Origin of the sequence: Sporosarcina sp. FA15 (assembly GCF_051550195.1) — a bacterium.
In the GTDB taxonomy this organism is placed as follows: Bacteria; Bacillota; Bacilli; order Bacillales_A; family Planococcaceae; genus Sporosarcina; species Sporosarcina psychrophila.
The window spans coordinates 2,301,955-2,327,388 of the sequence record NZ_CP188818.1 but is presented as its reverse complement, the minus strand read 5'-3'; the positions used below and the strand labels follow the sequence as shown (position 1 = coordinate 2,327,388).

Genomic DNA, 25,434 nt, shown 5'->3' with positions numbered 1-25,434 from the left:
CAAAACGTCAAAGGGTGAAAAGGAATCGTTAGACCTATCCTTTTTCCTTTCATACAATTATTCGTGAAAAGGGGTTATTTCTATGAAGAAAACTACATTTGCCCTCGTTGGTACAGGTATTGTTGGCGAGCGAATCATCAATCAATTACGCAATAACGAATCTGCAACAATTATTGCCTTGTTTGATGAAAATGATGAACGACTTTCTGAAATGGCGGATACATACGGATTATTTGCGGCATCCTCTTATGAGGAGGTTTTGGCGATGAAACCTGACTGGATCTATATTGGAACTCCACCCGTATCGCATGCTGCGCTGAGTACGGCAGCGATTTCAAAAGGCTTGAATGTGCTTTGTGAAAAACCACTTGCACACGATGTGACAGATGGATTAGTTATGGCTTCGGCTGCAGAGAACAGTAAAATTCAAACGGCAATGCATTTTCCGCTCATGTATAGTTCGTCCGTTCGTCATATGATGAAACTTGTTAATGAAGGTGAAATTGGTCAAATCATTCGAATTGAACTACAAACTTATTTCCCGCATTGGCCACGTTTATGGCAACAAAATCCGTGGATCGCTTCGCGAAAACAAGGCGGCTTTACACGAGAAGTATTCCCGCATTACCTTCAACTTATGTACAGGATGTTTGGTCAACTTGCGATTACTTCCCACCAAACCGTTTATCCTGAAGATGAAACGCTTGCGGAAACGAGTGTCCTTACAATCGGAAAAACCGCGGATGACATTCCGGTCTTCTTGAATGGTGTTTCGGGAATCGGTCAACAAGAAGAACTGTCCTATACAGTATATGGAGATGAAGGTGTTCTGAAACTGCGCAATTGGTCGGAACTTAGCATGGCACAAAAAGACAGTCCTTTTGAGATATTGACTTCCTTCGATACAGTGAAAACGCTTACGGATGAGTGCATTGCGGCAGCTAACGGTGAAACTGCGCTACTTGTGTCGTTTGATGAAGGACTTGAAATACAAAAATTGATTGATCACCTTTTGACCTGATAAAGGAATAAAGTGCTAACTTTTGCATCCCGCAACAATTCTAACTATGATTGAAGGTATAAAGGGATGGAGGGAATAAGTTGAACTTTACTGCACAAGACGTGGAATCGATGATTGCTTCCCAACACGCATATTATTTTTCAGGCCAAACAAGGAGTTTTGCATTCCGTAAAGAAATGCTTTTGACATTGAAAGACGCAATTGTTGCGAATGAAGCTGAAATTACGGAAGCGTTACATAAAGATCTGCGTAAAAGTCCTTTCGAGTCTTATGTGACGGAAATCGGTTTCGTCCTTTCAAGCATTTCTTACATGATTAAGCATCTTGAAGGCTGGATGGAGGATGAGACGGTGAAGACACCTGTTCATCTACAACCTGCGAAAAGTTTCATTGTTCGTGAACCATACGGATCCGTATTAATCATTGGTCCATTTAACTATCCGTTTCAACTTGTGATGGAACCGCTTGTTGGAGCGATTGCAGGTGGAAATTGCGCAATTGTCAAACCGTCCGAGGTAGCTGCCCACACGGCACATATTATTAAAAAAATAGTGAAAGAAACATTCTCGCCAGACTATATCCGAGTCGTAGAAGGGGAGCGTGAAGAAACTTCCGCACTCATCCACGCTTCCTTCGATTATATATTTTTCACAGGCAGTGTAGCAGTTGGGAAAGTTATTATGAAGGCAGCAGCTGAACGGCTGACACCAATTACGCTTGAACTTGGCGGGAAAAGTCCTGCACTTGTAGACCAGTCTGCCAATATTAAAAAAGCAGCTGAACGCATTGTCTGGGGGAAATTTGTTAATACAGGACAGACATGTGTCGCGCCGGATTATATACTTGTTCATGATTCTGTCAAAGAGAAACTTGTCAAAGAAATGCTTACTGCAATCCGTAAATTTTACGGGAAAGATGTTTCAAAAAGTCCGGACTACGGTAGAATTATCAGTGACAAACATTTCAATCGTCTAGTTGACATCATCAATAAAGACTGTGCACATGTGATAAGTGGTGGTGGTTCTGACCGCTCAGATTTATTCATTGAACCGACAGTGCTTGATACTATTTCATGGAATAGTGCTTCAATGGAAGAGGAGATATTCGGTCCAATCCTACCGGTTATGACGTATGAGAATCTCGGTGAAGCGATTCAAAGTATTCGTAAATTGCCAAAACCGCTCGCGGCGTATATGTTTACTGAAAACGGGCAAGCCGCGGATTATTTCATTGAAAACGTGCAGTTTGGCGGGGGATGTATTAACGATACAATTGCGCATGTTGGTAACGTTAATTTACCGTTTGGTGGAGTCGGTTCATCAGGTATGAGTGCATACCATGGAAAAGCAAGTTTCGATACGTTCACACATGCAAAATCCATGATGAAAAAAAGTACGTCCATTCCAATGACACTTGCATTTCCGCCATACGGCAATAAATTAAAAATAGTAAAACCGCTCATCCGTTAATGGGTGGCGGTTTTCTTTTCGTTTAAACTAGTGGAAGTATAATCGTTGTTTCGGTTCCATGATTTATTTTGCTGGTCACGGTTATCGTTCCGCCTTGATCGACGATGATTTTTTTTGTAATTAGCATGCCAAGGCCGGTACCTTCTGCTTTAGTCGTGTAAAATGGTTCAAATAGATTATCAATTGTTTCGGTATTCATCCCGGGACCGTTATCGCGGATGAAGATAGTAACTCTTTCGTCTTGGAATTTGACAACGATAGTGATTATGCCGTTTTTTACAAGCGCTTCACACGAATTTTTAAATAAGTTAATGAAGACTTGTTTCATACCATCTTCATTACCTCTAATGATTGCATTATTTTTAGGAATCTGAACATCGCAAAAAATTGACCGATTACTAAATTCCGTTTCGAATATCGATACTACATCTAGAAGTGACTTTTCAATGTAGAAATCAGTGAATTTTTTTAAATTCGGTTTTGATAGGACGAGAAACTCGCTGACTATCAAATCAATACGGTTTATTTCTGTATACATAATTTCGGTGTATGCGCGATATGGATTAGCGGGATCGTTGTTCATCATCTGTACGAATCCTGAAATGGATGTCATAGGATTACGTACTTCGTGGGCGACGCTTGCTGCAATCTCACCGATTACTTTTAGTTTTTCTGTATCGATTTTTAGTTGTTCAGCTTGTAGCTTAAGTGTAATGTCGCGTGCAATGAATGACGTGGCGACTAACTTTTTTTCAGAATCGTAGATAGGGGCTAATGTCAGTTCAGCATCAAACACGGTACCATCTTTCCTCATCTCTTTGGTTAGCAGAAAATGATAACTTTCCCCGTTCAATAATTTTTTTGTCCTCTCTGCAATCGTTGCATCCTCGGACAAAGGGAAGAGTCGTGGAGAACGTCCCATGCATTCCTCGCGCTTCCAGCCGTATGTTTTTTCAAATGCGGGATTCATTGCGACAATGTTCTGATCTAAGTCGAACACAACAATTGCGTCTTCCGTATGCTCAAAAAAGAGATCGAGATAGCTTTCTCTGGATGTAAGTAAAACATCCAACTTCTTGTTTTCCTTGAAGATATTGTTCCATTCCGGTGTGATTCTGAAAGTGTACAGTACGCAAAGGAACACCGCCAAGCTGAAAATGAAAGCTATATTGGGGAGTAATTGAGTTTCATCCACTGATTTATAAATTGGACTGAATAAGTAAAATAAAACAAACACTTCTATACCCGTGATGGCCATAATCAGTATGTTTAACCAAGTGATATTGTAGATTGCCACTAAGGCGATAGGGAAGATAAGATAAAATAAGTGTACTAAATCAGGATTTACTAAGTTTGAAATAAGTATATATAAAAAGTACCCAATTATTAGGGGAATTCGAAAAGTAAGAGAATTCATCCCCGATTTATAAAGGACAAACAGTACAGTAACGATGAACAATCCGATAAAGCCTGAAATCATTGCGCTATGAAAATCTAAAAGAAGTGACGTGAAAATATGTACGGTGACGCTAGAGGCAAAAAAAAGTATAATAAACATATTGCGTGAATGGACGATTGTCGAATCTTTCATTGGGCACCTCACAACATTACTTTATACTTATCATACATGATTCGACATTGGGATTGAATTACATATTTCGACGCGAGAGAGAGGAGAAATAGAAATGACTACAACATTTGATGAAAAACGTATTGTTAAACTGCTAAAAAGGCTTGTAGAAACACCAAGTCCGTCAGGTTATACGGAAAAAGTGATGAAGTTAATAGCAAAGGAACTTGACGAAATTGGGGTAACACATAAGAAAACAAACAAAGGGGCAATCATTGCAACGATTGAAGGAGTGGATTCAACGCGACATCGTCTGCTTACAGCGCATACCGATACACTTGGGGCGATGGTGAAAGAAGTGAAAAGCAATGGTCGCCTGAAGTTGACAATGATTGGTGGTTTCAATTGGAACGCGGTTGAAGGAGAATACTGCCTCATTCATACGGCGTCAGGGAAAGAAGTCCGAGGAACAATTCTTATGCATCAGACTACAGTTCATGTTTATAAAAACGCAGGGACTGCAGAACGAAGCGTGGAAAATATCGAAGTGCGTATTGACGAGAAAGTAACTGATGCAGCTGGAACACGTGCACTAGGTATTGAAGTGGGCGATTTTGTATCCTTTGATCCTCGTTTTGAAGCGACGGACAGCGGTTTCATTAAGTCACGTCATCTTGATGATAAAGCGAGTACTGCGCTGTTGCTTGAACTGATTCGTTCATTGAAAGAAGAAGGAGTCAAACTTCCGCATACGACGCATTTCTATATTTCAAACAATGAAGAAATCGGTTATGGTGGTAACTCTAATATTCCAGTTGAGACTGTTGAGTATATCGCAGTCGATATGGGAGCGATTGGTGACGGGCAAACTTCGGACGAATATACAGTGTCGATTTGTGCGAAAGATTCAAGCGGGCCATATCATTATGCGTTAACACAACATTTGACGGGCCTTTGCAAAGAAGGGTACATTCCGTTCAAACTTGATATTTACCCGTTTTACGGTTCAGACGCATCTGCTGCAATTCGAGCGGGCTTTGACGTGAAACATGCATTATTTGGTCCAGGCATCGAATCATCACATGCATTGGAACGGACACATATCGATTCGCTAAAAGCATCAGCACAACTGCTTCACGCATATGTAACTTCAGCAATGATGGACTGAACGGAGGGGTTTAATGGAAACGGAAAAGTTACTTTCAATGTTACCTGTCAAACGGGTAGCAGGAGTGGTTCCGCTGACTGTGACGGATATCGCGATTGATTCGCGCGCGGTCAATGCAGGAGGAATTTTCGTCTGTATCGAAGGATTTACGGTAGATGGCCATAATTACGTTGGGAAAGCCGTGGACAATGGAGCAAGGGTGATTGTTGCTTCGAAGCAAGTCGATGTCGATTTGGATAAAGTCGCGGTTGTTATGGTTGAAAATACGTCACGGGCTATCAGCTTGTTGGCATCCCGTTTTTACGATTATCCATCGAAGCGGATGACAATGATTGGGGTAACGGGTACGAACGGCAAGACGAGTGTCAGTGGCATCATCCAAGCGATTCTTCAGCGGGCGGGTGAGAAATCTGCCGTTACTGGAACAATCGGTTTCGATTTGGATGGAACCCTTTATGAGACTGAGAACACGACGGCTGATGTATTGACGACACAAGGGATGATTGCCCGTGCAGCGGATGAAGGATGTACAACAATGACGATGGAAGTATCGTCACATGGTCTAGTGGAAGGTCGTTTGGCTGGTACGGAATTTGACATCGCTGTTTTTACAAATCTAACGCATGATCATCTCGATTACCATGGGACAATGGACAATTATGGTCAGGCGAAAGGATTGTTGTTTTCTCAGCTAGGACAAGACTTGGAAAAGCGTAAATTTGCCGTTGTCAATGCAGACGATGAATGGAGCAACAAGCTACTGGAAATGACTTCTTATCCAGTTTTGACATACGGTATCCAAAATGAAGCCGTTTTTCGTGGATCGGATATTGAGCTACGGGCAAATGGTACGACATTCAGGCTTACTGCGCCCGATGGTGAATTCCGAGTTGACATGAGCCTCATTGGTGAATTCAGTGTCTATAATGCGCTCGCGGTCATCGCTACTTTGTATGCCAAAGGAATGATGACTGAAGATGTTATTAACTATCTAGGGAAGATTTCAGCCGTTAAAGGGCGTATGGAACAAGTACCGACAGAATTGCCGATTACAATGTATGTCGATTATGCGCATTCACCTGATGCTATTGAAAAAGCGATTGATGCAGTTCTTCCTTATAAGAAGGAAGGAAGTCGTCTAATATTCGTCATTGGTACGGGTGGCAACCGTGATCGGATAAAACGTCCGATTATGGCAGATAAAGCATCCGTTGCAGATTATGTAATCTTAACGACGGACGATCCGCGGGACGAGCCGTATGAATCGATACTTGCAGAGTTGGAAGCGGGTATGAAGCATAATCAGTATGCATGTATTGGTGACCGACCGGAAGCAGTGCGCCATGCGATAGCGGTTGCAGAGCGTGATGACATTATCATTTTCGCTGGTAAAGGGCATGAGGATTATCAAATTATCGGCTCTACGAAATACCCACACTCAGACGCGGAGATTGCGCTGGTAGAGGCAGAGAAGAAATTTGGTACAGGATTAGTTGGAAAATGAGTAGAGAGAGTTGTCCTGATTTTGGGATAGCTCTTTTTTATGTGGAATGGATGACATCGTGGTTTTGCTGTTGTTGAAGAGTTTTGGGAATCTGACGTTCAGTTTTACCTGTGCTTCACTAATTCCGATAAAAAATTGTTGAAATCATCCTCCAATGTGTCTATGCTAAGGAAAGCAGAGCAGAAGGAGACAATATACAATGGACAAACCAATACATGAAGAAATTGCATCCCGCCGGACGTTTGCAATTATTTCTCACCCGGATGCCGGGAAAACGACAATCACAGAAAAACTACTCTATTTCGGTGGTGCAATCCGCGATGCCGGAACAGTAAAAGGTAAGAAATCAGGGAAATTCGCAACTTCTGACTGGATGGAAATTGAGAAGCAACGTGGAATTTCGGTAACATCATCCGTCATGCAATTCGATTACGATGGTAAGCGCGTTAACATCTTGGATACACCGGGACACGAAGATTTCAGTGAAGACACATATCGTACACTTATGGCCGTCGATGCGGCTGTCATGATGGTCGATTCAGCAAAAGGAATCGAGCCACAGACGATAAAATTATTCAAAGTATGCCGTATGCGTGGGATTCCAATCTTCACGTTCATTAATAAAATGGACCGTCAAGGGAAAGAACCGCTTGAACTGATGGAAGAATTGGAAGAAGTGCTTGGTATCCAGTCTTACGCGATGAACTGGCCAATTGGAATGGGTAAAGAGTTCCTTGGTATTTACGATCGTTTTAACAACCGTGTTGAACAGGTACGGGTTGACGATGACAAGCGTTTTCTTGCGATCAATGAAGACGGAGGGCTTGCAGAACCACATCCAATGATGGAAACATCATATTATAAGCAAGCACTTGAAGACGTTCTACTTCTTAACGAAGCAGGCAATGATTTTGATGAAGAGAAAATAGCAATAGGTGAACTGACACCTGTATTTTTCGGCAGTGCATTGACAAACTTTGGTGTGCAGACATTTTTGGAAACGTTTTTACAGTTTTCACCACCACCACAACCACGAATAACAAAAGATAAAACAGAAATCGATCCGTATTCGGAAGAGTTTTCAGGTTTTATCTTCAAAATTCAAGCGAATATGAATCCGATGCACCGTGATAGAATCGCATTCGTTCGTATTGTTTCAGGTGCATTCGAACGTGGAATGACTGTAACGGTTCCGCGTATTTCCAGGACATTCAAACTGACACAGACAACGCAGTTCCTTGCGGATGATCGTGAAATAGTGGAGGAAGCGGTAGCTGGTGATATTATTGGACTTCACGATACAGGTAACTACCAAATCGGGGATACAGTAATCGGTGGTAAATCAAACTTCCTATTCGATGCGTTACCACAGTTTACACCGGAACTCTTTGTTCGGGTAACAGCGAAAAACGTTATGAAGTCTAAACATTTCCATAAAGGAATTCTTCAGCTTGTGCAAGAGGGAGCAATTCAATATTACCGGACGCTCCATACTGAGGAAGTACTTTTAGGTGCAGTTGGTCAACTTCAATTTGAAGTGTTCGAGCACCGAATGAAGAATGAGTATAACGTCGAAGTGCGCATGGAGCACGTCGGTTCGAAAGTTGCGCGCTGGATTGTCAACGAAGGTGACGTCAAAGAATCGATGGCAGGGCAACGAGCAATGCTTGTAAAAGATCGCCACGACAAACGTGTATTCTTATTTGAAAACGATTTTGCAATGCGTTGGTTCCATGATAAGTATCCGGAAATCGAATTATATAGCCAATTATAATTTAAAAACCCGGCAAGACGGTCTATCCGTCCTGTCGGGTTTTCTTATCATTTACGAACAGTTGAAGGATATTAATTAAGTCCGTTACCAAAGCTTTAGGCGCTCCCGTTTGAAGTCGACACCATGTTTCATTATGATTAATGGAGTGAAGCTTTTTTAAAAGATAAGAAAATACCGATTTTTTCTACTTTGGTCGTTGTCTAGACTCCAGGCGCCAACCACTCGGAGGCTTACAGGATGTGAGTTACGCAGCGGGGAGGGATTGAACTACATACCTCCTTGTTGCGACAGGACGTCGCGTTCTTAGACTGACTTCCTTTATCACTTATGCCTGTCGGGGCTAGGCGGCGCCTTCCGCTTTTCCAATAAAGAAAGGAACGTGTCCATGAAAATTAGTGATTTTTCTATAAAAAGGCCCGTATTTACGATTGTCATTATGTTTCTTATCATCATTTTAGGGGCGGTATCATTCTTTCGTATTCCAGTGACGCTAATACCAGAATTGAACCCGCCGATTGCTGTCGTTGTGACAAGTTATCCAGGTGCATCTCCGGCAGAAGTGAGCGAGAAAATAACAAAACCACTCGAAGCGAGTCTTTCGACTGCGCCTGGATTGAAATCAATGCAATCCACCTCGCAGGAGGGCGCCAATTTCATCTTACTTATGTTTGACTGGTCAACGAAAATCGATGATGTCCAGCTCGATATTATGCAAAGGGTAGATCAAATTCCAGTCCCAGAAGGTGCCACAAAACCACGTTTTATGAAATTTGATCCGTCCCAGTTCCCGGTTATTCAATTGTCACTGCGTGCAACTGCGGATGATACAGATATCCGGAAAATTGCGGATCAGCTAGAAACTGAATTACGCCGGACGAAAGGCGTAGCAAGTGTTTCCGTTTCGGGTCAATTGATAGAAGAAGTACAAATCATTATGGATCAGAACAAACTCGTAGCGAATGGCCTTGAACAAGCCGATATCGTCAAGATGATTCAAGCAAACAATGTGTCTATGCCTGGTGAACCAATTAAAACGGTGGATGGCAAGCAACTTACAACCCGTATTGTCAGTACATTAACGACCATCTCCGACATTCGGAGTATCGCGATTGGTGCGAATCCGTTAAATGGCGCTACAGTAACAATTGCAGATGTGGCGGATGTTGCACTTGTCGAAGCAGAGTCTGCCACAGAAACGCGTGCAAATGACCAGCAGGCTGTTCTGATGTCCGTGTTGCAAGAATCTGGTGCAAATACAGCGGATGTGTCGACCGCCTTCAAAGAGGCTCTTGACAATCTGTTGGAAAAAGAAGAATTCAAAGGTGTCGAGTCAGATATTTTATTTGACCAAGGGGATTATGTAAAACTCGCCATAGGAAATATTGGACAGTCGCTTATTTTAGGCGGTATTTTCGCAATGCTTGTATTGTTCTTCTTCCTGCGTGGCATAAAAAGTCCAATTATTATTGGTATTGCCATTCCATATTCGGTCATTGTGACATTTGTTCTCATGTATTTTGCTGATTTCTCGCTTAATATTATGACTCTTGGTGCGCTTGCGCTTGGTATAGGGATGCTAGTTGATAACTCGATTGTCGTCATTGAAAATATTGAACGACATCTTGCTATGGGGAAGGATCCGCAAATTGCAGCCTCTGAAGGTTCGAAGGAAATTGGCGGTGCCATTATTGCGTCAACGTTAACAACGCTTGCCGTTTTTGTCCCAGTTATTTTCATCAGCGGATTAATCGGGCAGATTTTCACGGAATTTGCCTTGACAATTTCCTTTAGTTTATTCGCATCACTCGTTGTTGCATTGACGGTTGTACCCATGATGGCGAGCCGTATGCTAAAGAAACCGACGAAAAATATAGCAGCTAGGAGACGCCGCTCAAAAGGATTGAATAACTTTGAAAGATCGGTGAAGTGGGCACTGAAACATCGTTCTGTTGTCCTGTTAACTACACTAATTGTGCTGGTGTTAAGTAGTTTTGCTTTAACTAAGGTCGGAACCGAATTCTTGCCAGCGACTGATGAGGGATTTGTCAGCATTACAGTGAAGTTACCAAACGGTTCATCTTCAGATGCGACAGATGAAGTAGTAAAACGAATTGAAGCGCAATTGAAAGATGAGCATGATGTGGAAGTATACGTTAGTCTTGTTGGTGGAACGCAACAGGATATCGCGCAAGGTACATCTAAAGCTAATATTGCAGAAATATCCGTCAAACTTGTACCGCTTGCGGAAAGGGAACGCTCGATCTTTAAATTCGTAGATGATGTGCAACCCAAAGTATTGAAAACTGTAGGTGACGCTGCCAAAATAGGCTTCGTGATGCAGACAGCAGCGGGTTCAAGTCCGAATACGTTGACATTCTCATTGAAGGATACAGACGAAGAACGTCTGAACGAAGCAGTTACAAACTTGAACAATGAACTGGTCGAACTTGATTCCGTAACGGAAGTGACAAATAATCTTCAAAATACTGTTCAAGAAATCCAAATTGAAGTGGACCGCCAAAAAGCATCTAACAATGGACTGGCGCCTTATCAAATTGCACAAACAGTAAACAGTGTGACTCGTGGTTCATTAGCCACACAGATTATCGGAAAAAACGACGAAGTGTTCGGTGTCTATGTGAAATACGATAAGAAGTTCCGTAACAGTATGGACCAGTTGAAAAAATTGGAACTCCGTACTCCAACAGGTACATTTGTGAGACTTGGGGAAGTTGCTAAAATTGAAATTGCGGAAGGACCCGTTTCTATCCAACGAGTCGATCAAGCACACTCGGTAACATTTACTATGAAGTATGAATCGTTTCAATCACTTGGTGATATGACGGCTAAAGTGAATGATACAATTGATAGGCTTAAGTTGCCGGAAGAAATTGACCTAACATTTGGCGGTGACAGAGAGTTATTCGAAAGTGCGATTGATGATATGGTCATGGCGATACTACTAGCCGTTGTACTTGTCTACATTGTCATGGCGGCACAGTTCGAATCATTTAAATACCCATTTGTCATTATGTTCTCTGTGCCCCTTATGATCATTGGAGTAGGGCTAGGCCTCTTCCTGACAAGTACGCCAATCAGTGTCACAGCAATAATCGGGATTCTCGTCCTCGTTGGTATCGTGGTCAACAACGGGATTGTCCTGGTTGATTATATTAATCAGCGAAAAGAAGCGGGACTCAGCTCATATGATGCTATTATTGCCTCGGCCAGGGATCGTTTACGTCCGATCCTAATGACTGCACTGACGACTATTCTTGGCTTATTACCTCTTGCGCTGGGTATTGGTGAAGGAACCGAGATGAATCAGCCGATGGGAATTGCAGTTATCGGTGGATTACTTAGTTCGACCTTGTTCACGTTGTATATTGTACCAATCATTTATAGCTTATTTGATCGACAGACGAGAAAACGTGCAGTCGAAAGTAAATAACCGTAGAGCCTCCCTTTATTGGGAGGTTCTTTTAATTGTTGAGTTTTTCATGACGGTAATAAACTCAAAGTTAACAATCATAACACATGTGTTGATTAACCAAAAACAACCAGTAAATAACTTAATCAAACAGCAGGCGCTTCGTGTACAGTATATTTGGATTGCTTGGATTGAACGACCTCTATACGATTACCGAGATGTCTTTATGTGTAGGAATGCGACTTCGTCGCATCACTACACATTTTTTCGGTAATCGTATGGTGCTTATTCATCCGTCGCTATCCAAATGGATACGTACACAAAGTGCTAAAGCTTTTCGGGACGAAAAAATAGCGGGGCTGCTTATCTGGATAATAGCCGCCAAAGATGCAATTTTGGCGGCTGAAGTCTTCTCCATAGTCTTGTCTTTTTTAGTTAAGGAAGAGTCACTTTCTTAAAGTTCATCGCATGATATGACGCGTACACTTTACTCAAAGTAAGCAAGAACACATTGTACAACGTGCAAGAGTGCCCGAAATTGTATCTTCGGGCACTTATAACCTTATAAAAGTCATCTATTCTTTTTTTCTAAAACAGCTGTATTTTTCACTTGAACGTTGTAGGAACGCCACAGGCAACTAGTCGTAACAGGATTACTGAAAAGAGTGTGGGTAGGAATGACGAAGTCATTTCTACCCACACTTGCCCCTCGGTAAAGTTGTCATGAATAGTTCGCCAAAAGCGGACTGGAAATGATCCGGTGAAACGGTGTTCTTCAAGCATTTCTTACCTGCTCTTTATGCAAGAAAATGGTTAATCAACAGACGTGCAATCATAACTATTCTAAGGGAACCAGTCGGGCAGTAAACAGAATATTCTTCTAACAGTCTAATTCAAATGTTATACTACAAAATAAGGGGGGGATTATATGCGAACTCATTTCTTTACCGGCTTTCCTGGATTTATTGCTACGCAATTGATAAAAGAATTGGTACGTGTTGGAGAAGTGAGGAAGGTTTACGTAGTCGTTCAATCTAGCCAAGCTGGTCTCGCAAAGGAAAAAGCTACTTCTATTATGAGAGAAATGAATGTTACTTTTCCGTTTGAAATTCTGGTCGGGGATATTACGCAATCAGGACTTGGGATGGCGCAGCAGACGATTAAAGATTTGCACGAGGAAAAGTTAACTGTGTGGCATCTCGCCGCCATATATGATCTCGCGGTAAAAGCTGAAATTGCTCGGGAGGTAAATGTTGAGGGGACGAGACAAGTGATTGAATTTGTCCGGACTCATTCTTCTATTGAGCGGTTCGTGTATTTTAGTACAGCGTATGTTGCAGGAAAACGAGAGGGTAAGTTGCTTGAAACTGAGCTGATTCGTCCGACTTCTTTTAAAAATCATTATGAAGAAACCAAATTTGAAGCGGAACTACTTGTGGAAGAACTGAAGAAGGAGGCAGCCGTGACTATTATCCGACCTGGAATTGTACGAGGCCACTCGAAAACTGGGGAGACGATTAAGTTTGACGGGCCATATTTCTTTATGAATATGATCGATAAATTGCGATGGATGCCAATTATTCCTTACGTGGGGAAAACGCAGGCATGCATAAATGTTGTGCCGATTGATTATATAATCGAGGCTTCAGTGTATTTATCCAATCACATAGGAGCTACTGGTAAAACGGTTCACTTAACAGATCCTACACCGCACCCGATTGAAGAGATTTACTGCGCAATGGTCGTTGAATTGACCGGCAAAAAGCCTAAAGGCAGATTGCCGCGGCTTCTTGCGGAAAGAGGTCTTTCCTCAATCCGCTTACAGCGTAGACTTGGCGTGGAGGCAGAAACACTGGATTATATGATGTGGGATGCCACTTTCGATACGACAGTTGCAGAGGAGCTACTGCAAGGAAGCGATATACACTGTGCTGATTTCCTAGCCTCGATTCCATCCATGACAGCATTTTATGAAAAGAATAAGAAAAATAGCGATTATCATATAAAAATCGGGTAATAATATTTACTTTTTGACCAACTATGGTATAATCAAACAAAAGAACCCGAACTTAATAACTTTTGACTTTATGTCAAGGGGGAGTAGCTATAGGGAAACCTATTTCATAGTCGTCAATACATGGCTTTTGCCATCGGTTATGATAGCTGGATTTTTGCAAAACTAAAATTCCGACTTAGCGAGACCTTTGCCTTTTATTAGGTGAGGGTCTCTTTTATTTTGCAAAAAAATAGGGGGAATCGATTTGGAAGCAATATTATTGGAATACGCATGGGTACTCGTTGTACTTATCGTGCTAGAAGGATTACTGGCAGCAGATAATGCCGTTGTTATGGCGGTCATGGTCAAGCATTTACCGCGTGAACAGCAAAGGAAAGCACTTTTTTACGGTTTATTAGGAGCGTTTGTCTTCCGCTTTGCAGCTTTGTTCATGATCACGTTCCTAGTGAATATTTGGCAAATTCAAGCGCTCGGAGCAATCTACTTATTGTTCATTTCCATTAAGAATATTATGGATCAGCGAAAAGGTGAGGATACACATCCTGATGCTAAAAAACGTAAGCAGTCTGGTTTTTGGATGACTGTTGTGAAAGTCGAACTTGCGGATATCGCATTTGCGCTCGATTCGATGTTGGCGGCGGTTGCACTTGCTGTAACGTTGCCTAAGCTTGGTAACTTCGATATAGGTGGCATTAACGGTGGACAATTCATCGTCATGTTATTGGGTGGTATTATTGGCTTAGTGATCATGCGATTTGCTGCACGTCAATTCGTTGTTCTTCTGCAAAAGTTTCCTACCTTGGAAACAGCAGCATTTCTTATTGTTGGATGGGTCGGTGTCAAATTGGCTGTGCTTACACTGTCACATCCAGGCTTGGGAATCCTCGATGAAAGCTTCCCGCATTCAACTTTATGGCAAGTGACATTCTGGGTTGTCCTTGTTGGAATAGCACTAAGTGGCTACTTGGCGGGGGTTAGAAATAACAAAAAGAAAGCATAATATGAAAAGCAACCATGTGATTGCATGGTTGCTTTTCTATTTTTATCAAATTCGTCCTTTCCTTTTTCATGCGACTTCTCTAAAATAGGTACGACACCATATTATTGGTGAAAGGAACGGTGAACTGGTTGAAATTCAATCGTGAGAATTTACGCAGGTTCACACCTGCACAAGTTATAGTGTTTTATTATTTTCTGGCCATCGCCTTTTCATTACTACTGATGAATTTGCCTGGAGTATACTTGCCTGGAGTAAAGATAAGTTTCATTGACAGCTTGTTTACAGCCGTAAGTGCCGTAAGTGTTACTGGACTGGCGCCCATCAGCATCGGAAGTACTTATTCGGTTTTTGGCATTTGTATGCTTATGCTTGTTTTGCAAATTGGTGGAATTGGAATTATGTCGATAGGGACATTTTTTTGGCTCCTCGTTAAGAAGCGGATTGGTTTACGAGAAAGGCAACTAATCATGGTCGAACATAATCAATATAACCTTGCAGGACTTGTTCATCTAATCAAGGAAATTATTAAAATAATATTATTAATTGAAATCATCGGTGGGCTTATATTTACAGCTTATATTATGCGGTTTTATGATACATTTAGCGAAGCACTTCTTAACGGGATGTTCATGTCTGTATCTGCGACAACGAACGCGGGCTTTGCTATTAAAGGAACGTCACTCGCGCAGTATTTCAATGATTATTTCGTTCAGACATTAACGATGATTCTAATTATCCTCGGTGCCATCGGTTTTCCGGTTCTTATCGAAGTGAAAAGTTATTTTTCAAAAAAAGTGCCTCATTTTCGTTTTTCTTTATTCACAAAAATAACGACAGCGACGTTTGGATTTTTACTCGTTTTCGGGGCAGTTATGATTTTCATTTTGGAATCTATGCATTCGTTCAAAGGGATGGCATGGCATGAGAAACTATTTACGGCGTTATTCCATTCAGTGTCATCCAGATCAGGAGGACTAACAACGTATGATGTGACGAAATTTAGCGAAGCGACGGACATTTTCATCAGTTCACTGATGTTTATAGGTGCATCGCCAAGTTCGGTAGGCGGCGGAATTCGGACGACGACATTCGCGATTGCAGTGCTGTTTCTTATAAACTTTGCTCGCGGTAATCAAGTCATTAATGTCTTTAAAAGGCAAATAAAACTGATAGATGTGTTCCGTTCTTATGCTGTCATTATTTTGGCGTTGGTGATGGTTATGACCGCACTCCTTATTCTACTTATTACAGAACCCGGTGTGCCGGTCATTGCACTGCTGTTTGAAATAACGTCAGCTTTCGGGACATGTGGTATGTCACTTGGTATCACATCGGATCTTTCTGTAACTGGGAAAGTGATTATTATGTTACTAATGTTCATTGGACGGGTCGGGCTTATTTCGTTCCTCTTTACATTAGGAGGAAAAACAAAGAAATTGAAATATCATTACCCGAAAGAAAGGGTTATTATTGGTTAATAAAAAGGCTGTCCCAAGTTTAAATTGGGACAGCCTTTTTCAAAAGATAAGAAAGTATATTTTTTGACTTAGAATAGTGTCTAGACTCCAGCGCCTAGCCCCTCGAGTCGCTTCAGTCCTGAAGTTAAAGGCAAAGTACGCCTTTATCTTCAGGCCCTCCAGCGCTTTTCGGGTCTACCAGTCGCTTGCGCTTTTCTTATTGTCTAGCTCCAGGCGCCAGCCGCTCGGGTCATAAGCAATCCAGCTATGCGGCAACGACTGCATGTCGCGATCTTAGACTGCCTTCCCTTAGATCGACTTATGCCTGTCGCGTCTAGAAGGCGCCTTGCGCTTTTCCTGATTGTTCTAGGAACATAAAGAACGGGGTATCATCATGTCTGAAGACGGTGATAAGATAGCCAGCAGCCTTTTGTACAATACCAATTTCTACATCTTCAGGTTGAACAGCAATCGGTGTGATGAACGTTTGCTTACGGATATTTCGGTTATTCAAACGTAAAGAACTGAAACGTTCTCCTAATAAAGTTGGGTTTTCGAGCAATGCCTGTTCGATAGTAGAGCGTTCTTCAACTGGCATATCCTCAATCCACCAAACTTTGCGCGGTTGGAACTTATGGTGTGCAAGGTAATCAATTTTTAGTAGACTGCGTGTGATATCCATATCGGCACGTCCATCTTTCATTAGGAAGTCATTCAAGCGTATGAATAAGTCTTCCAACTGATGTCCGATTCTGGACCAACCTTGATTCTCCCAGTAGGAGCCGAATTGTTGGAAGAAATCGAATGGCGTTTCAAAGACTTCTGATACAAGATATTCCACCGTTCGCGGTAATCGGTTGTCGTTCCAATACTTTTCTAGAACATCCTCGGTCTGTTTGATTCGCAGGATATCATCAAACGTCAATACGTTATTTGAAAATATTTCATAAGGTGCTTCGTCGATAAACTGATAGCCATATTGTTCGGCTTGTATACGTAAGCCAGTTCCACGGAGTAACTTAAGGAAGCCTAGCTGCATCTCTTCTGGCCTCATTGCAAAAACCTCATTGAATGTTTTTCGGAAAGAATTATAATCTTCTTCGGGTAGGCCAGCAATCAAGTCCAAATGTTGGTCAATCTTCCCACCTTCTTTCACCATCATTACGGTACGGGAAAGTTTTTCGAAATTTTGGCGGCGCTGGACTAATTCATTTGTTAAATCGTTTGTTGATTGAACTCCAATTTCAAATCTGAATAGTCCTGCTGGCGCATTATCATTTAGAAATTGGATGACTTCAGGACGCATAATATCTCCCGTTATTTCAAACTGGAACACAGTGCCTGATACATGTTCATCAATCAAGAATTGGAACATTTCCATCGCATAGCTTCTGCTAATATTGAATGTGCGATCGACAAACTTGATTGTTTTTGCACCGTTGGCCATCAAATACCGGATATCCTCCTTAATGGCATCCCGGTTGAAATAGCGGACGCCTACTTCGATAGAGGATAGACAGAATTGACAGGAAAAAGGACAGCCGCGGCTTGTTTCAATATAGGTCACTCTTTTGCCCAGCTCGGGTATGTCCTCTGCAAATTGGAAAGGGGAAGGAAGTTCCCGTAAATCTAGTTTTGGCCCAGGCGCCGTAATCTTCAGTTGTTCCCTTTCTCTATAGGCAATCCCTTGGACAGCCGCTATGTCTTCCTTCCCCGCATAGACGTCAAGTAGATGTTTAAATGTTCGTTCTCCTTCTCCGATCACAATGACATCAATTTCGGGTACACGTTCTAACCAGTAATCGTAATCGTATGTTACTTCGGGGCCACCGGCGATAATTTTCACGTCAGGTTTTACTTTTTTTAGCATACGCATCACTTTTATTGTTTCTTCAATGTTCCAAATATATAAACTAAAACCGACAACATTCGGCATTTTTTGATATAAATCTGATACAATATTCATGGTCGGATCTTTAATTGTGTACTCTGCAATGACCGGACTGTACTCTGGCATTGCATAAGTTTTTAAGCAGCGAATGGCTAAATTTGTATGGATATATTTTGCGTTTAATGTTGATAGTACAATGTTCATAGCTCTAACCCTTTTCTCTCTAACGTTATTATCAAGTCAAGCATTCATCTTATTTAGGTAAAAAGGACCATTCCTATCACACCGTAAATATGGAATAATTTGAATAAGCTTATTATTGTATGAATTTAATCTTTCTGCATGAATCAGTGTTATTTTTCATATTGTTTAAAAATGGGATGTGGAGGAATACACTTGAAATATAAAAATATAAAGGTAATGAAGCATATCACTTTTCTACTGGATGATACAATCAGACCCGGTGCCGTTTTTGATCTTGACGGCAGTCTTTTACATGTAAATAATTCATTTTGCGAAGAATTTGTCAATGATGGAGAAGAAAATATTAAAGAATTTTTCATTAATCCTACTGTTAATCATTGGGACAATGTCTTTAGTAATCTTGGGGAAACTGAGAATAAAACGTTCGAAGTGCATATTCGGCTGTTTGGAAATAGAGTAGAAATTGTTAAGATGCATCTTGAGTATTTTGATGATGTTCAACAGGTGATTGCACTATTTGATGTTCCACAAAGTATTGTGGACAAGTCGGATAAAACCTATATACACGCTTTTCGTAATTCAGATAGCTTCATGGTTGTTATTGATCGTGATGGGATAATCTACGATGTCAATGATTTGCATACTTCCTTTTTTAACTTGCCGAAAGACTATTTTATTGGCAAAACAGTGGGAGCAATCGTTAAATTGTTTCCGGACAACTCTGAGTTAATATTTAATTATTTTAAAGACGTAAATCTGTATGGATTTGCTGAAATAACAACCAAGTATATAAGAAATGTGAATGATGTTAATTACTATCAGATAACAACACTATACGATAGCGAGTCACAAACGTACTTGGTAAGAATGAATGATCGAACAGAAGAAATGGCCATGGAAAAGCGTTTGGCCCATTCAAACTCATTATCGACGATTGGTGAACTGGCAGCAAGTATAGCGCATGAAATTAGAAATCCCATGACTACTTTGAAAGGGTTTGTCCAATTACTTAAGATTTCCGCAACTGCGGATACGATGAAATACCTTTCCGTTATTGATGAAGAAATCGATAGGATGGAGGCTATATTAAGCGAAATGCTTATCCTATCAAAGCCTGGATTGAATGAAAAAACGACATTCTCCTTGGGGGTGCTGGTTGCAGATATGATTCAGGTTGTCTATCCGAAAGCCTTGATGGATGGAATCACTATTACACAAAAAGAAAATATACTTAAAGATTCATTGATTGTCGGTGATTCTGATAAAATTAAACAAGTTCTTCTCAATCTGTTCAAAAATGCAATGGAAGCAATGACTCCTGGAGGGAATCTTTCAATTTTTGTAAATTTGGACAGCCCTGGAAAAGTTATTTTGGGGGTTTCAGATACCGGTAAAGGAATGGATAAACGTCAATTAAAGCAAGTCTTTTTGCCATTCTTCACCACCAAGTCAGACGGGTCGGGACTCGGATTACCATTTGTTTTGAAAAACATAGAAGAACATGGTGGAACGGTTATAGTTGAGAGTGAAGTCGGCATTGGAACAACCTTCATCGTAACATTTCCATCGGCATTGGGGCATGCCACGATGAAAGATACAGCTGAAAAAAGAGTGCTCTCTCTGTAAGTAAAGGTACGAAACGTCTTCTTGGTTTTTTGACATGAAGACGTGTTTGCCGTTATAATGAGGGCGACTATTGAGCGTAATTATAGAAGGGGCACTGCATTATGACAAAAGATACAGAACGGGCACTGAAATTATTTATTGTTCTTTCAAGGGCGAGTAAGGTGATTTTGGAGGAAGCGCATAAAACGAGTGAAAAGCATGGGCTTAATCCAACTGAATTCGCCGTTCTTGAATTGCTTCACCACAGGGGGAGACAGCCCATCCAGAAGATTGGGCAGAAAATCTTACTTCGAAGTGGTTCGATGACTTACGTTGTCGATAAGCTTGAAAAAAGAGGGTTATTGGAACGCGTCTTTTGTGAAGAAGATAAGCGGGTGACATATATGTCGATTACTCAGGACGGCGTCAATTTAATGACATCTATCTTCCCGGAGCATGCGAATAATATCGAATCTATCATGTCCTCCCTTTCCACTGAAGAACAAGACCAGGCAATTGAATTAGTACGGAAATTGGGGCTTTCGGTAAAGAACTTATCGTAAAACGCAGTAACTCGTCATACGAGTGCTGCGTTTTTTTAGTGCGTAGTAATATATATAATACTTTACCTTTGCATGTTGAATTAAAGAATCCCATTGAATGTACTGTGGACCTCAATAATGCAAGAGCTGTTATTCGGGTTGTGGATTGTAGATCGCTTGGCGCTTTGGGGATTCCTCTCATCGTTAGCCTAGATTAGCGCTTCGCGTCCAGTCTTACGGCTTCGGCGACCCCTTTGCCGCGCCTGCGCTAGGTTATTCATTATCAAGAGAAAAGTGATTTTGAGATGTATATGGCGAGATTGTAAGGTGATTACTAGTTGAACCTATATAAATTGAAATAAAGAATTCCATTGAACCGCTATGGCGCTAGGGGATGCCTCCCGCATAAGCCAGATGAGGTATTCTTTAACCTATCGGGAACAACCTCTTGACATTAACTGTATAATTTCTGCAAAGAACACAGAAATTATACAAACCGAACTCTTCGTTGTTCGGTTGGCTACCCCTGTTAAGGCGCCTTCGCTTAGTATATATACCGGATTCAACATATATAATCATAGTCAAGAAATCCGCAATCCAGGTTGCAGATTTCATCCCAGGTAATGAAATGCTCTTTCTGGCTTATCGCGGGAGGCATCCACAAAGCGTCGAAGCGGTATTGGTAGCAGCTCTGTTTCATTCCAAGTATCGAGACTTTTTCAGTGACTTCCCAAAAGCCCTTGTAAGCGCCTACGACGTATTCATTTGTTCAACATATATATGAATTGCCTTTGAAAGGCGATTCCCCTCCGCTGAGACTCGAACGCTTTTGTTACAATTAAAAAGAGCCAAACGGATGGTTATCCATTTGACTCTTGATAGTCGTCCATTATTTAGGAACTATTGTTTCAGCCATACGAAGGAATTGCTCGAAATATTCTTCTTTTGGAGAATCGTAGATTGTAAGTTTAACCACCATATTGTCACGTTCGAAAATAATTCCCGTAATAGATGCAGTTTCAGCTTTTATGGCCAGAACTTTTGCATTTTCAATGCCTTCAGCTGTAGGGATTGACTTCTCATCTAGTACTTCAATTGGCGCGCTACCATCCCCTGATGCTTCAAGTACAGCAATCATGTTTTCGGCTAAGTAGTCATATGTGCCGTCTTCCTTAGCTACCGTCTCGATGCGCATAAACACTGCTTCATTGTCTGCTGAAATTAGGCTGTCCTTACCGGGTTCTTCGCTTGATAATGAAAAGTCAGGCAGTACAGAAATAGCGTAACTTTGTTCATCGCTTTCCTTCAGGTCTGCATTTTTCATTATGTCCTCTTGAACCTCATCAACCTCATCAACTTCTGTATCCGGTTCCTTGCCTTCAGTGACTGTTTCTTTGTCTACGTTTTCAACCACATCCGCTGATCCATTTGTACTTTCTGGTTCCTTGTCGGTACTTGTACCACAAGCGGTAAGTAATAAAGTGGTCGCGATTGCTGCGTATAAAAGACTCCATCTGCTTTTCATCGTAAACCCCTCCTTGGTTAAATTTGACGTCTGAGACGCCGTAATGTTTCATTATATATAAGTTGAATAAATGAATACCTATATAAACTGAGTGAAGGCGCCTTACAAGCGATAGCCTGTTGCCGTAGCCAATTCAATGGGATTCTTTATTACAACAGATATAGAACTTAGTTTATTGAATCTTTTATAGTGTGCCTTAAAATTAGTATAACGTAAAGTCTTTTCTATTGCTGACCATTTGAAGTTGTCGGAATATGTCGTAAGTTAAACCACTTATTATGAGAGTATTCCTGTATAATAAAAGTTAGCTATGTGTTAATCCATGGAGGGATTATCTTGGAGTGGACTTTAGAAGAAGAAATTGAATTATTACGCGAAGAGATGATGAAAGCAGCGACTGAAAAAGGACTGACTGCTGCTGAAACGATAGAATTCAGCAGAAGGCTTGATAATCTCATGGATCAATACGCAGGGCTAAAAAAAGGCTGATAACGAAGTAATAGGGTATTGCTCCTATTACTATCTTTGAAGAAGGAAGCCACTTATAGAATTGCTCAAAAAAACAAGGGAAAATATTTTGCGAACAATGTTTAATAATCAAGAAAAGAGGGGAAATTAAGATAGAACACAGCAACATTCTCATTTCCCCCTTTTGAGGGCGGATCCCTATCACGGGGTTCCGTCCTCCTTTTTTTGATCAAAAATAGAAATGAATGATGGAAAAATACAAATACTTTGGTAGGATAAAAGATAATACGATTTTCAACCTCATTCAGCTGGGGCTAAGCCCTGCCGGATGAAGGCAATTTAAGTACGCCGATGTGCATTTGATAAAGGGGGAATTGAAATGGAAGTCAAAAAGATCGCATTTCTTGGGACAGGTGTTATGGGTGTAAGCGTCGTTAACCATCTTTTAGACAGTAATTATGAAGTGGCCATATATACACGCACAAAAGAAAAGGCAAGGTCTCTAATAGATGCAGGTGCTGTTTGGATGGATACAGTTGCTGCAGCGGTGAAGGATGCGGAATTAGTTTTCACGATGCTAGGTTATCCGGGGGATGTCGAAGAAGTTTACTTTGGAGAGGGTGGTATTTTCTCAACTGGTAAGGCAGGTCAGATTCTCATTGATATGACGACTTCTAGCCCAGCACTGGCGATACGTATTGCGAATGCTGGTGCTAAGTTGCAGATGGCGACAATTGACGCACCCGTTTCTGGGGGAGACATTGGCGCGAAGAATGGGACGTTGTCAATTATGTGTGGCGGGGAAGAAGAAGTATTCAATGCCATTACACCGGTTTTAGCGGTTTTTGGAAAACAAATTGTTTATCAGGGTCTGGCAGGCTCCGGGCAGCATGCAAAAATGTGCAATCAAATTGCCATCGCGACGAATATGATTGGGGTTTGCGAAGCGCTGGTCTATGCTGAAAAAGCAGGGTTGGATCCTGAAACTGTGCTGAAGTCTATATCGACAGGTGCGGCAGGCTCATGGTCATTGTCGAATTTGGCACCGCGAATGTTAGACGGGGATTTTGAACCTGGATTTTATGTTAAGCATTTCATGAAAGATATAAACATCGCGCTGGCAGAAGCTGAAGCGATGAATCTATCACTTCCAGGTCTGCAACTTGCAAGTGAAATGTATAAGAAACTTGTTGAAAAAGGATTTAGCGACCAAGGGACACAAGTCCTATATAAAAGTTATTAATAAAGCTAAATAATTATAGAAATAAGCCGAAAATAGAAGTAAGTGTTCAATTAAATTAATTAAGTGCTATATATGTTGACCAGGTGAATACTAAGTAAACCGAGCGAAGGCACCTTACGAAGGGTAGCCGAAGTGGATTCAATGGGATATCTATATACTATTATTAACATCTAGGAGCTGAGTAGGTGAATACAATCAAATCGGATGTAGTAACATATGAAGTCTTTGAATTTGTAGAGTTTCAAGTAGGAAATAGTAATTTTGGACTAGGCATTCAGCATGTACGTGAAATTATTCAACCCGTTCCGGTTACTGTATTACCGCATTCACACCCGTATATTGAGGGAATCATACAATTACGAGGAGAAGTACTTCCTGTCATCGATTTGAAGAAAGTAACAGGAAATGCAACTAATAATAATAGTGATGAATCCAAATATATCGTCGCTGAATTCGACGGGACAACAGTGGTCTTAGATGTGACGGCTGTTACCCAAATCCAGCGTATCAATTTTACGGATATTGAACCTGCTTCCGATATGTATACGGGAAATAAAGTACCTGTTTCGGGAGTTATCAAGCGTGATAACGGAATGATCCTTCTCGTTGATTTTGAAAAAGTAATCGCGGAGCAAATTAAGTAATAGAAGAAAAAACGGGCTATTCCCGCTGGTAGCCAGCAGGAATAGCCCGTTTTTAAAAAATAAGAAAGTATAAGTTTTTCACCAAGAGCAGCGGTACTCGAGCGACTTTCTTATTGTCTAGACTCCAGCGCCTAGCCCCTCGAGTCGCTTCAGTCCTTAAGTTAAAGGCAAAGTGCGCCTTTATCTTAAGGCCCTCCAGCGCTTGTCGGGTCTACCAAGGCGCTTGCGCTTTTCTATTTACCATCCAAATAAGATGAACGGAAGTTTTGTGAATCCTGAATGCTATGAATAGACTTTTTTGGTAGTGTTTTTTTCTTCTCGGGTATTATCGGGTGGGTGGGCCCCACATATTTAGAGAGAAGCTCGCGCGCAGTTTTCAAGCTCATCCGTTCTTGAGGGTTGCGAGAAGCTGGATCTTGTTGTCCGAGGTGTGGAAGAGTATTAAAGTCTTCTTTTTCTGGGATTGTATGAAAGAGGAATTCGTCACATCGGACGAGGACCGTGGAGTGTTGCTTGCTGAATTTTGGATTGTCGACAAAATGCAATCCGATTTTTTCGGCAATGCCCGAACTAAGCAACTTGTCTATCGCCATCTTTTTTAAGGCGTAAAGTTGTCTATTGTCAGGAGCTGTTTTGGCATGTCGATTTACCGTGTAGATGGCAATTGCCAATTGACGGATGGAATGCTTGTTTTTCAAAATTGGCCTCCTTCATTGGCAGATTGAATGGTTACATATATTTCATATAATACCAAGAATGAAAGAATTGTACAACTTCAGATCTAAAAGGTAGTGAAAACACTGATTCTTCCGAAGATGCATTATGCTGATATAATAATTATATTTATTTATTCGATACATACTTTTTCGATATAAGTACAATCTATTTATGATTAACTATAA

Annotated in this window: 19 protein-coding genes; 15 read left to right on the top strand and 4 right to left on the bottom strand. The window is 41.2% G+C overall.

Annotation, left to right across the window (positions count from 1 at the left end):
* Nucleotides 1-82: 82 nt before the first annotated feature.
* Nucleotides 83-1,021 (top strand): Gfo/Idh/MocA family protein, encoded by a 939-nt coding sequence (locus ACP8HG_RS11190; protein WP_187045495.1) that lies wholly within the window; start codon nt 83-85, stop codon nt 1,019-1,021.
* A gap of 80 nt (nt 1,022-1,101) precedes the next feature.
* Nucleotides 1,102-2,490, top strand: a complete 1,389-nt coding sequence (locus tag ACP8HG_RS11185) for an aldehyde dehydrogenase (protein WP_340740475.1) — start codon at nt 1,102-1,104, stop codon at nt 2,488-2,490.
* Nucleotides 2,491-2,512: 22 nt separating this feature from the next.
* On the opposite strand, the gene ACP8HG_RS11180 is transcribed toward ACP8HG_RS11185, so the two are convergent.
* Nucleotides 2,513-4,081 (bottom strand): two-component system sensor histidine kinase NtrB, encoded by a 1,569-nt coding sequence (locus ACP8HG_RS11180; RefSeq protein WP_338655680.1) that lies wholly within the window; start codon nt 4,079-4,081, stop codon nt 2,513-2,515.
* 94 nt (nt 4,082-4,175) lie between these two features.
* Here ACP8HG_RS11180 and ACP8HG_RS11175 point away from each other — a divergent pair, with 94 nt between their 5' ends.
* The 8 genes from ACP8HG_RS11175 (at nt 4,176) to ACP8HG_RS11140 (ending at nt 16,431) form a co-directional block, all read left to right on the top strand.
* Entirely contained in the window at nt 4,176-5,228 is a 1,053-nt protein-coding gene (locus ACP8HG_RS11175; protein WP_338655682.1) for a M42 family metallopeptidase, read from the top strand.
* 13 nt (nt 5,229-5,241) lie between these two features.
* Nucleotides 5,242-6,732 carry a UDP-N-acetylmuramoyl-L-alanyl-D-glutamate--2,6-diaminopimelate ligase gene (locus ACP8HG_RS11170; RefSeq protein WP_438296282.1) on the top strand — a complete coding sequence of 497 codons (1,491 nt, stop codon included), beginning with the start codon at nt 5,242-5,244 and terminating at the stop codon, nt 6,730-6,732.
* A 199-nt stretch (nt 6,733-6,931) separates the two neighbouring features.
* Nucleotides 6,932-8,506, top strand: coding sequence for a peptide chain release factor 3 (locus ACP8HG_RS11165; RefSeq protein WP_067211702.1), 1,575 nt, complete (start codon nt 6,932-6,934; stop codon nt 8,504-8,506).
* A gap of 385 nt (nt 8,507-8,891) precedes the next feature.
* Nucleotides 8,892-11,957 (top strand): efflux RND transporter permease subunit, encoded by a 3,066-nt coding sequence (locus ACP8HG_RS11160; protein ID WP_438296279.1) that lies wholly within the window; start codon nt 8,892-8,894, stop codon nt 11,955-11,957.
* A gap of 143 nt (nt 11,958-12,100) precedes the next feature.
* The gene (locus ACP8HG_RS11155) at nt 12,101-12,394 is read left to right on the top strand and encodes a hypothetical protein (RefSeq protein ID WP_438296277.1); all 294 of its coding nucleotides are present in this window, start codon (nt 12,101-12,103) and stop codon (nt 12,392-12,394) included.
* Nucleotides 12,395-12,864: 470 nt separating this feature from the next.
* Nucleotides 12,865-13,953, top strand: a complete 1,089-nt coding sequence (locus ACP8HG_RS11150; RefSeq protein WP_438296275.1) for an SDR family oxidoreductase — start codon at nt 12,865-12,867, stop codon at nt 13,951-13,953.
* A 244-nt stretch (nt 13,954-14,197) separates the two neighbouring features.
* Nucleotides 14,198-14,953 (top strand): TerC family protein, encoded by a 756-nt coding sequence (locus ACP8HG_RS11145; RefSeq protein ID WP_354312384.1) that lies wholly within the window; start codon nt 14,198-14,200, stop codon nt 14,951-14,953.
* Between the two features lie 128 nt (nt 14,954-15,081).
* Nucleotides 15,082-16,431: a TrkH family potassium uptake protein gene (locus ACP8HG_RS11140; protein WP_438298645.1), complete on the top strand. Its 1,350-nt coding sequence runs from the start codon at nt 15,082-15,084 to the stop codon at nt 16,429-16,431.
* A gap of 313 nt (nt 16,432-16,744) precedes the next feature.
* On the opposite strand, the gene ACP8HG_RS11135 is transcribed toward ACP8HG_RS11140, so the two are convergent.
* On the bottom strand, nt 16,745-18,505 hold the full coding sequence (locus tag ACP8HG_RS11135) for a B12-binding domain-containing radical SAM protein (RefSeq protein ID WP_340740470.1): 1,761 nt from the start codon (nt 18,503-18,505) through the stop codon (nt 16,745-16,747).
* A gap of 192 nt (nt 18,506-18,697) precedes the next feature.
* Between ACP8HG_RS11135 and ACP8HG_RS11130 the strand changes: the two genes are divergently transcribed.
* The gene (locus ACP8HG_RS11130) at nt 18,698-20,131 is read left to right on the top strand and encodes an ATP-binding protein (protein WP_067211685.1); all 1,434 of its coding nucleotides are present in this window, start codon (nt 18,698-18,700) and stop codon (nt 20,129-20,131) included.
* A 98-nt stretch (nt 20,132-20,229) separates the two neighbouring features.
* The gene (locus tag ACP8HG_RS11125; RefSeq protein ID WP_067211682.1) at nt 20,230-20,673 is read left to right on the top strand and encodes a MarR family winged helix-turn-helix transcriptional regulator; all 444 of its coding nucleotides are present in this window, start codon (nt 20,230-20,232) and stop codon (nt 20,671-20,673) included.
* Nucleotides 20,674-21,541: 868 nt separating this feature from the next.
* Here the strand turns inward: ACP8HG_RS11125 and ACP8HG_RS11120 are convergent.
* The gene (locus ACP8HG_RS11120; RefSeq protein WP_342538817.1) at nt 21,542-22,177 is read right to left on the bottom strand and encodes a hypothetical protein; all 636 of its coding nucleotides are present in this window, start codon (nt 22,175-22,177) and stop codon (nt 21,542-21,544) included.
* Between the two features lie 336 nt (nt 22,178-22,513).
* Between ACP8HG_RS11120 and ACP8HG_RS11115 the strand changes: the two genes are divergently transcribed.
* The 3 genes from ACP8HG_RS11115 (at nt 22,514) to ACP8HG_RS11105 (ending at nt 24,532) form a co-directional block, all read left to right on the top strand.
* Nucleotides 22,514-22,666, top strand: a complete 153-nt coding sequence (locus ACP8HG_RS11115) for an aspartyl-phosphate phosphatase Spo0E family protein (protein WP_082786654.1) — start codon at nt 22,514-22,516, stop codon at nt 22,664-22,666.
* A gap of 358 nt (nt 22,667-23,024) precedes the next feature.
* Complete coding sequence (locus ACP8HG_RS11110) at nt 23,025-23,888, top strand: NAD(P)-dependent oxidoreductase (RefSeq protein WP_338655703.1); 864 nt, start codon at nt 23,025-23,027, stop codon at nt 23,886-23,888.
* Nucleotides 23,889-24,073: 185 nt separating this feature from the next.
* Nucleotides 24,074-24,532, top strand: a complete 459-nt coding sequence (locus ACP8HG_RS11105; protein ID WP_067211674.1) for a chemotaxis protein CheW — start codon at nt 24,074-24,076, stop codon at nt 24,530-24,532.
* A gap of 233 nt (nt 24,533-24,765) precedes the next feature.
* Here ACP8HG_RS11105 and ACP8HG_RS11100 read toward each other — a convergent pair whose 3' ends face one another.
* Nucleotides 24,766-25,230: a YkyB family protein gene (locus tag ACP8HG_RS11100; RefSeq protein ID WP_082786653.1), complete on the bottom strand. Its 465-nt coding sequence runs from the start codon at nt 25,228-25,230 to the stop codon at nt 24,766-24,768.
* Nucleotides 25,231-25,434 lie beyond the last annotated feature (204 nt).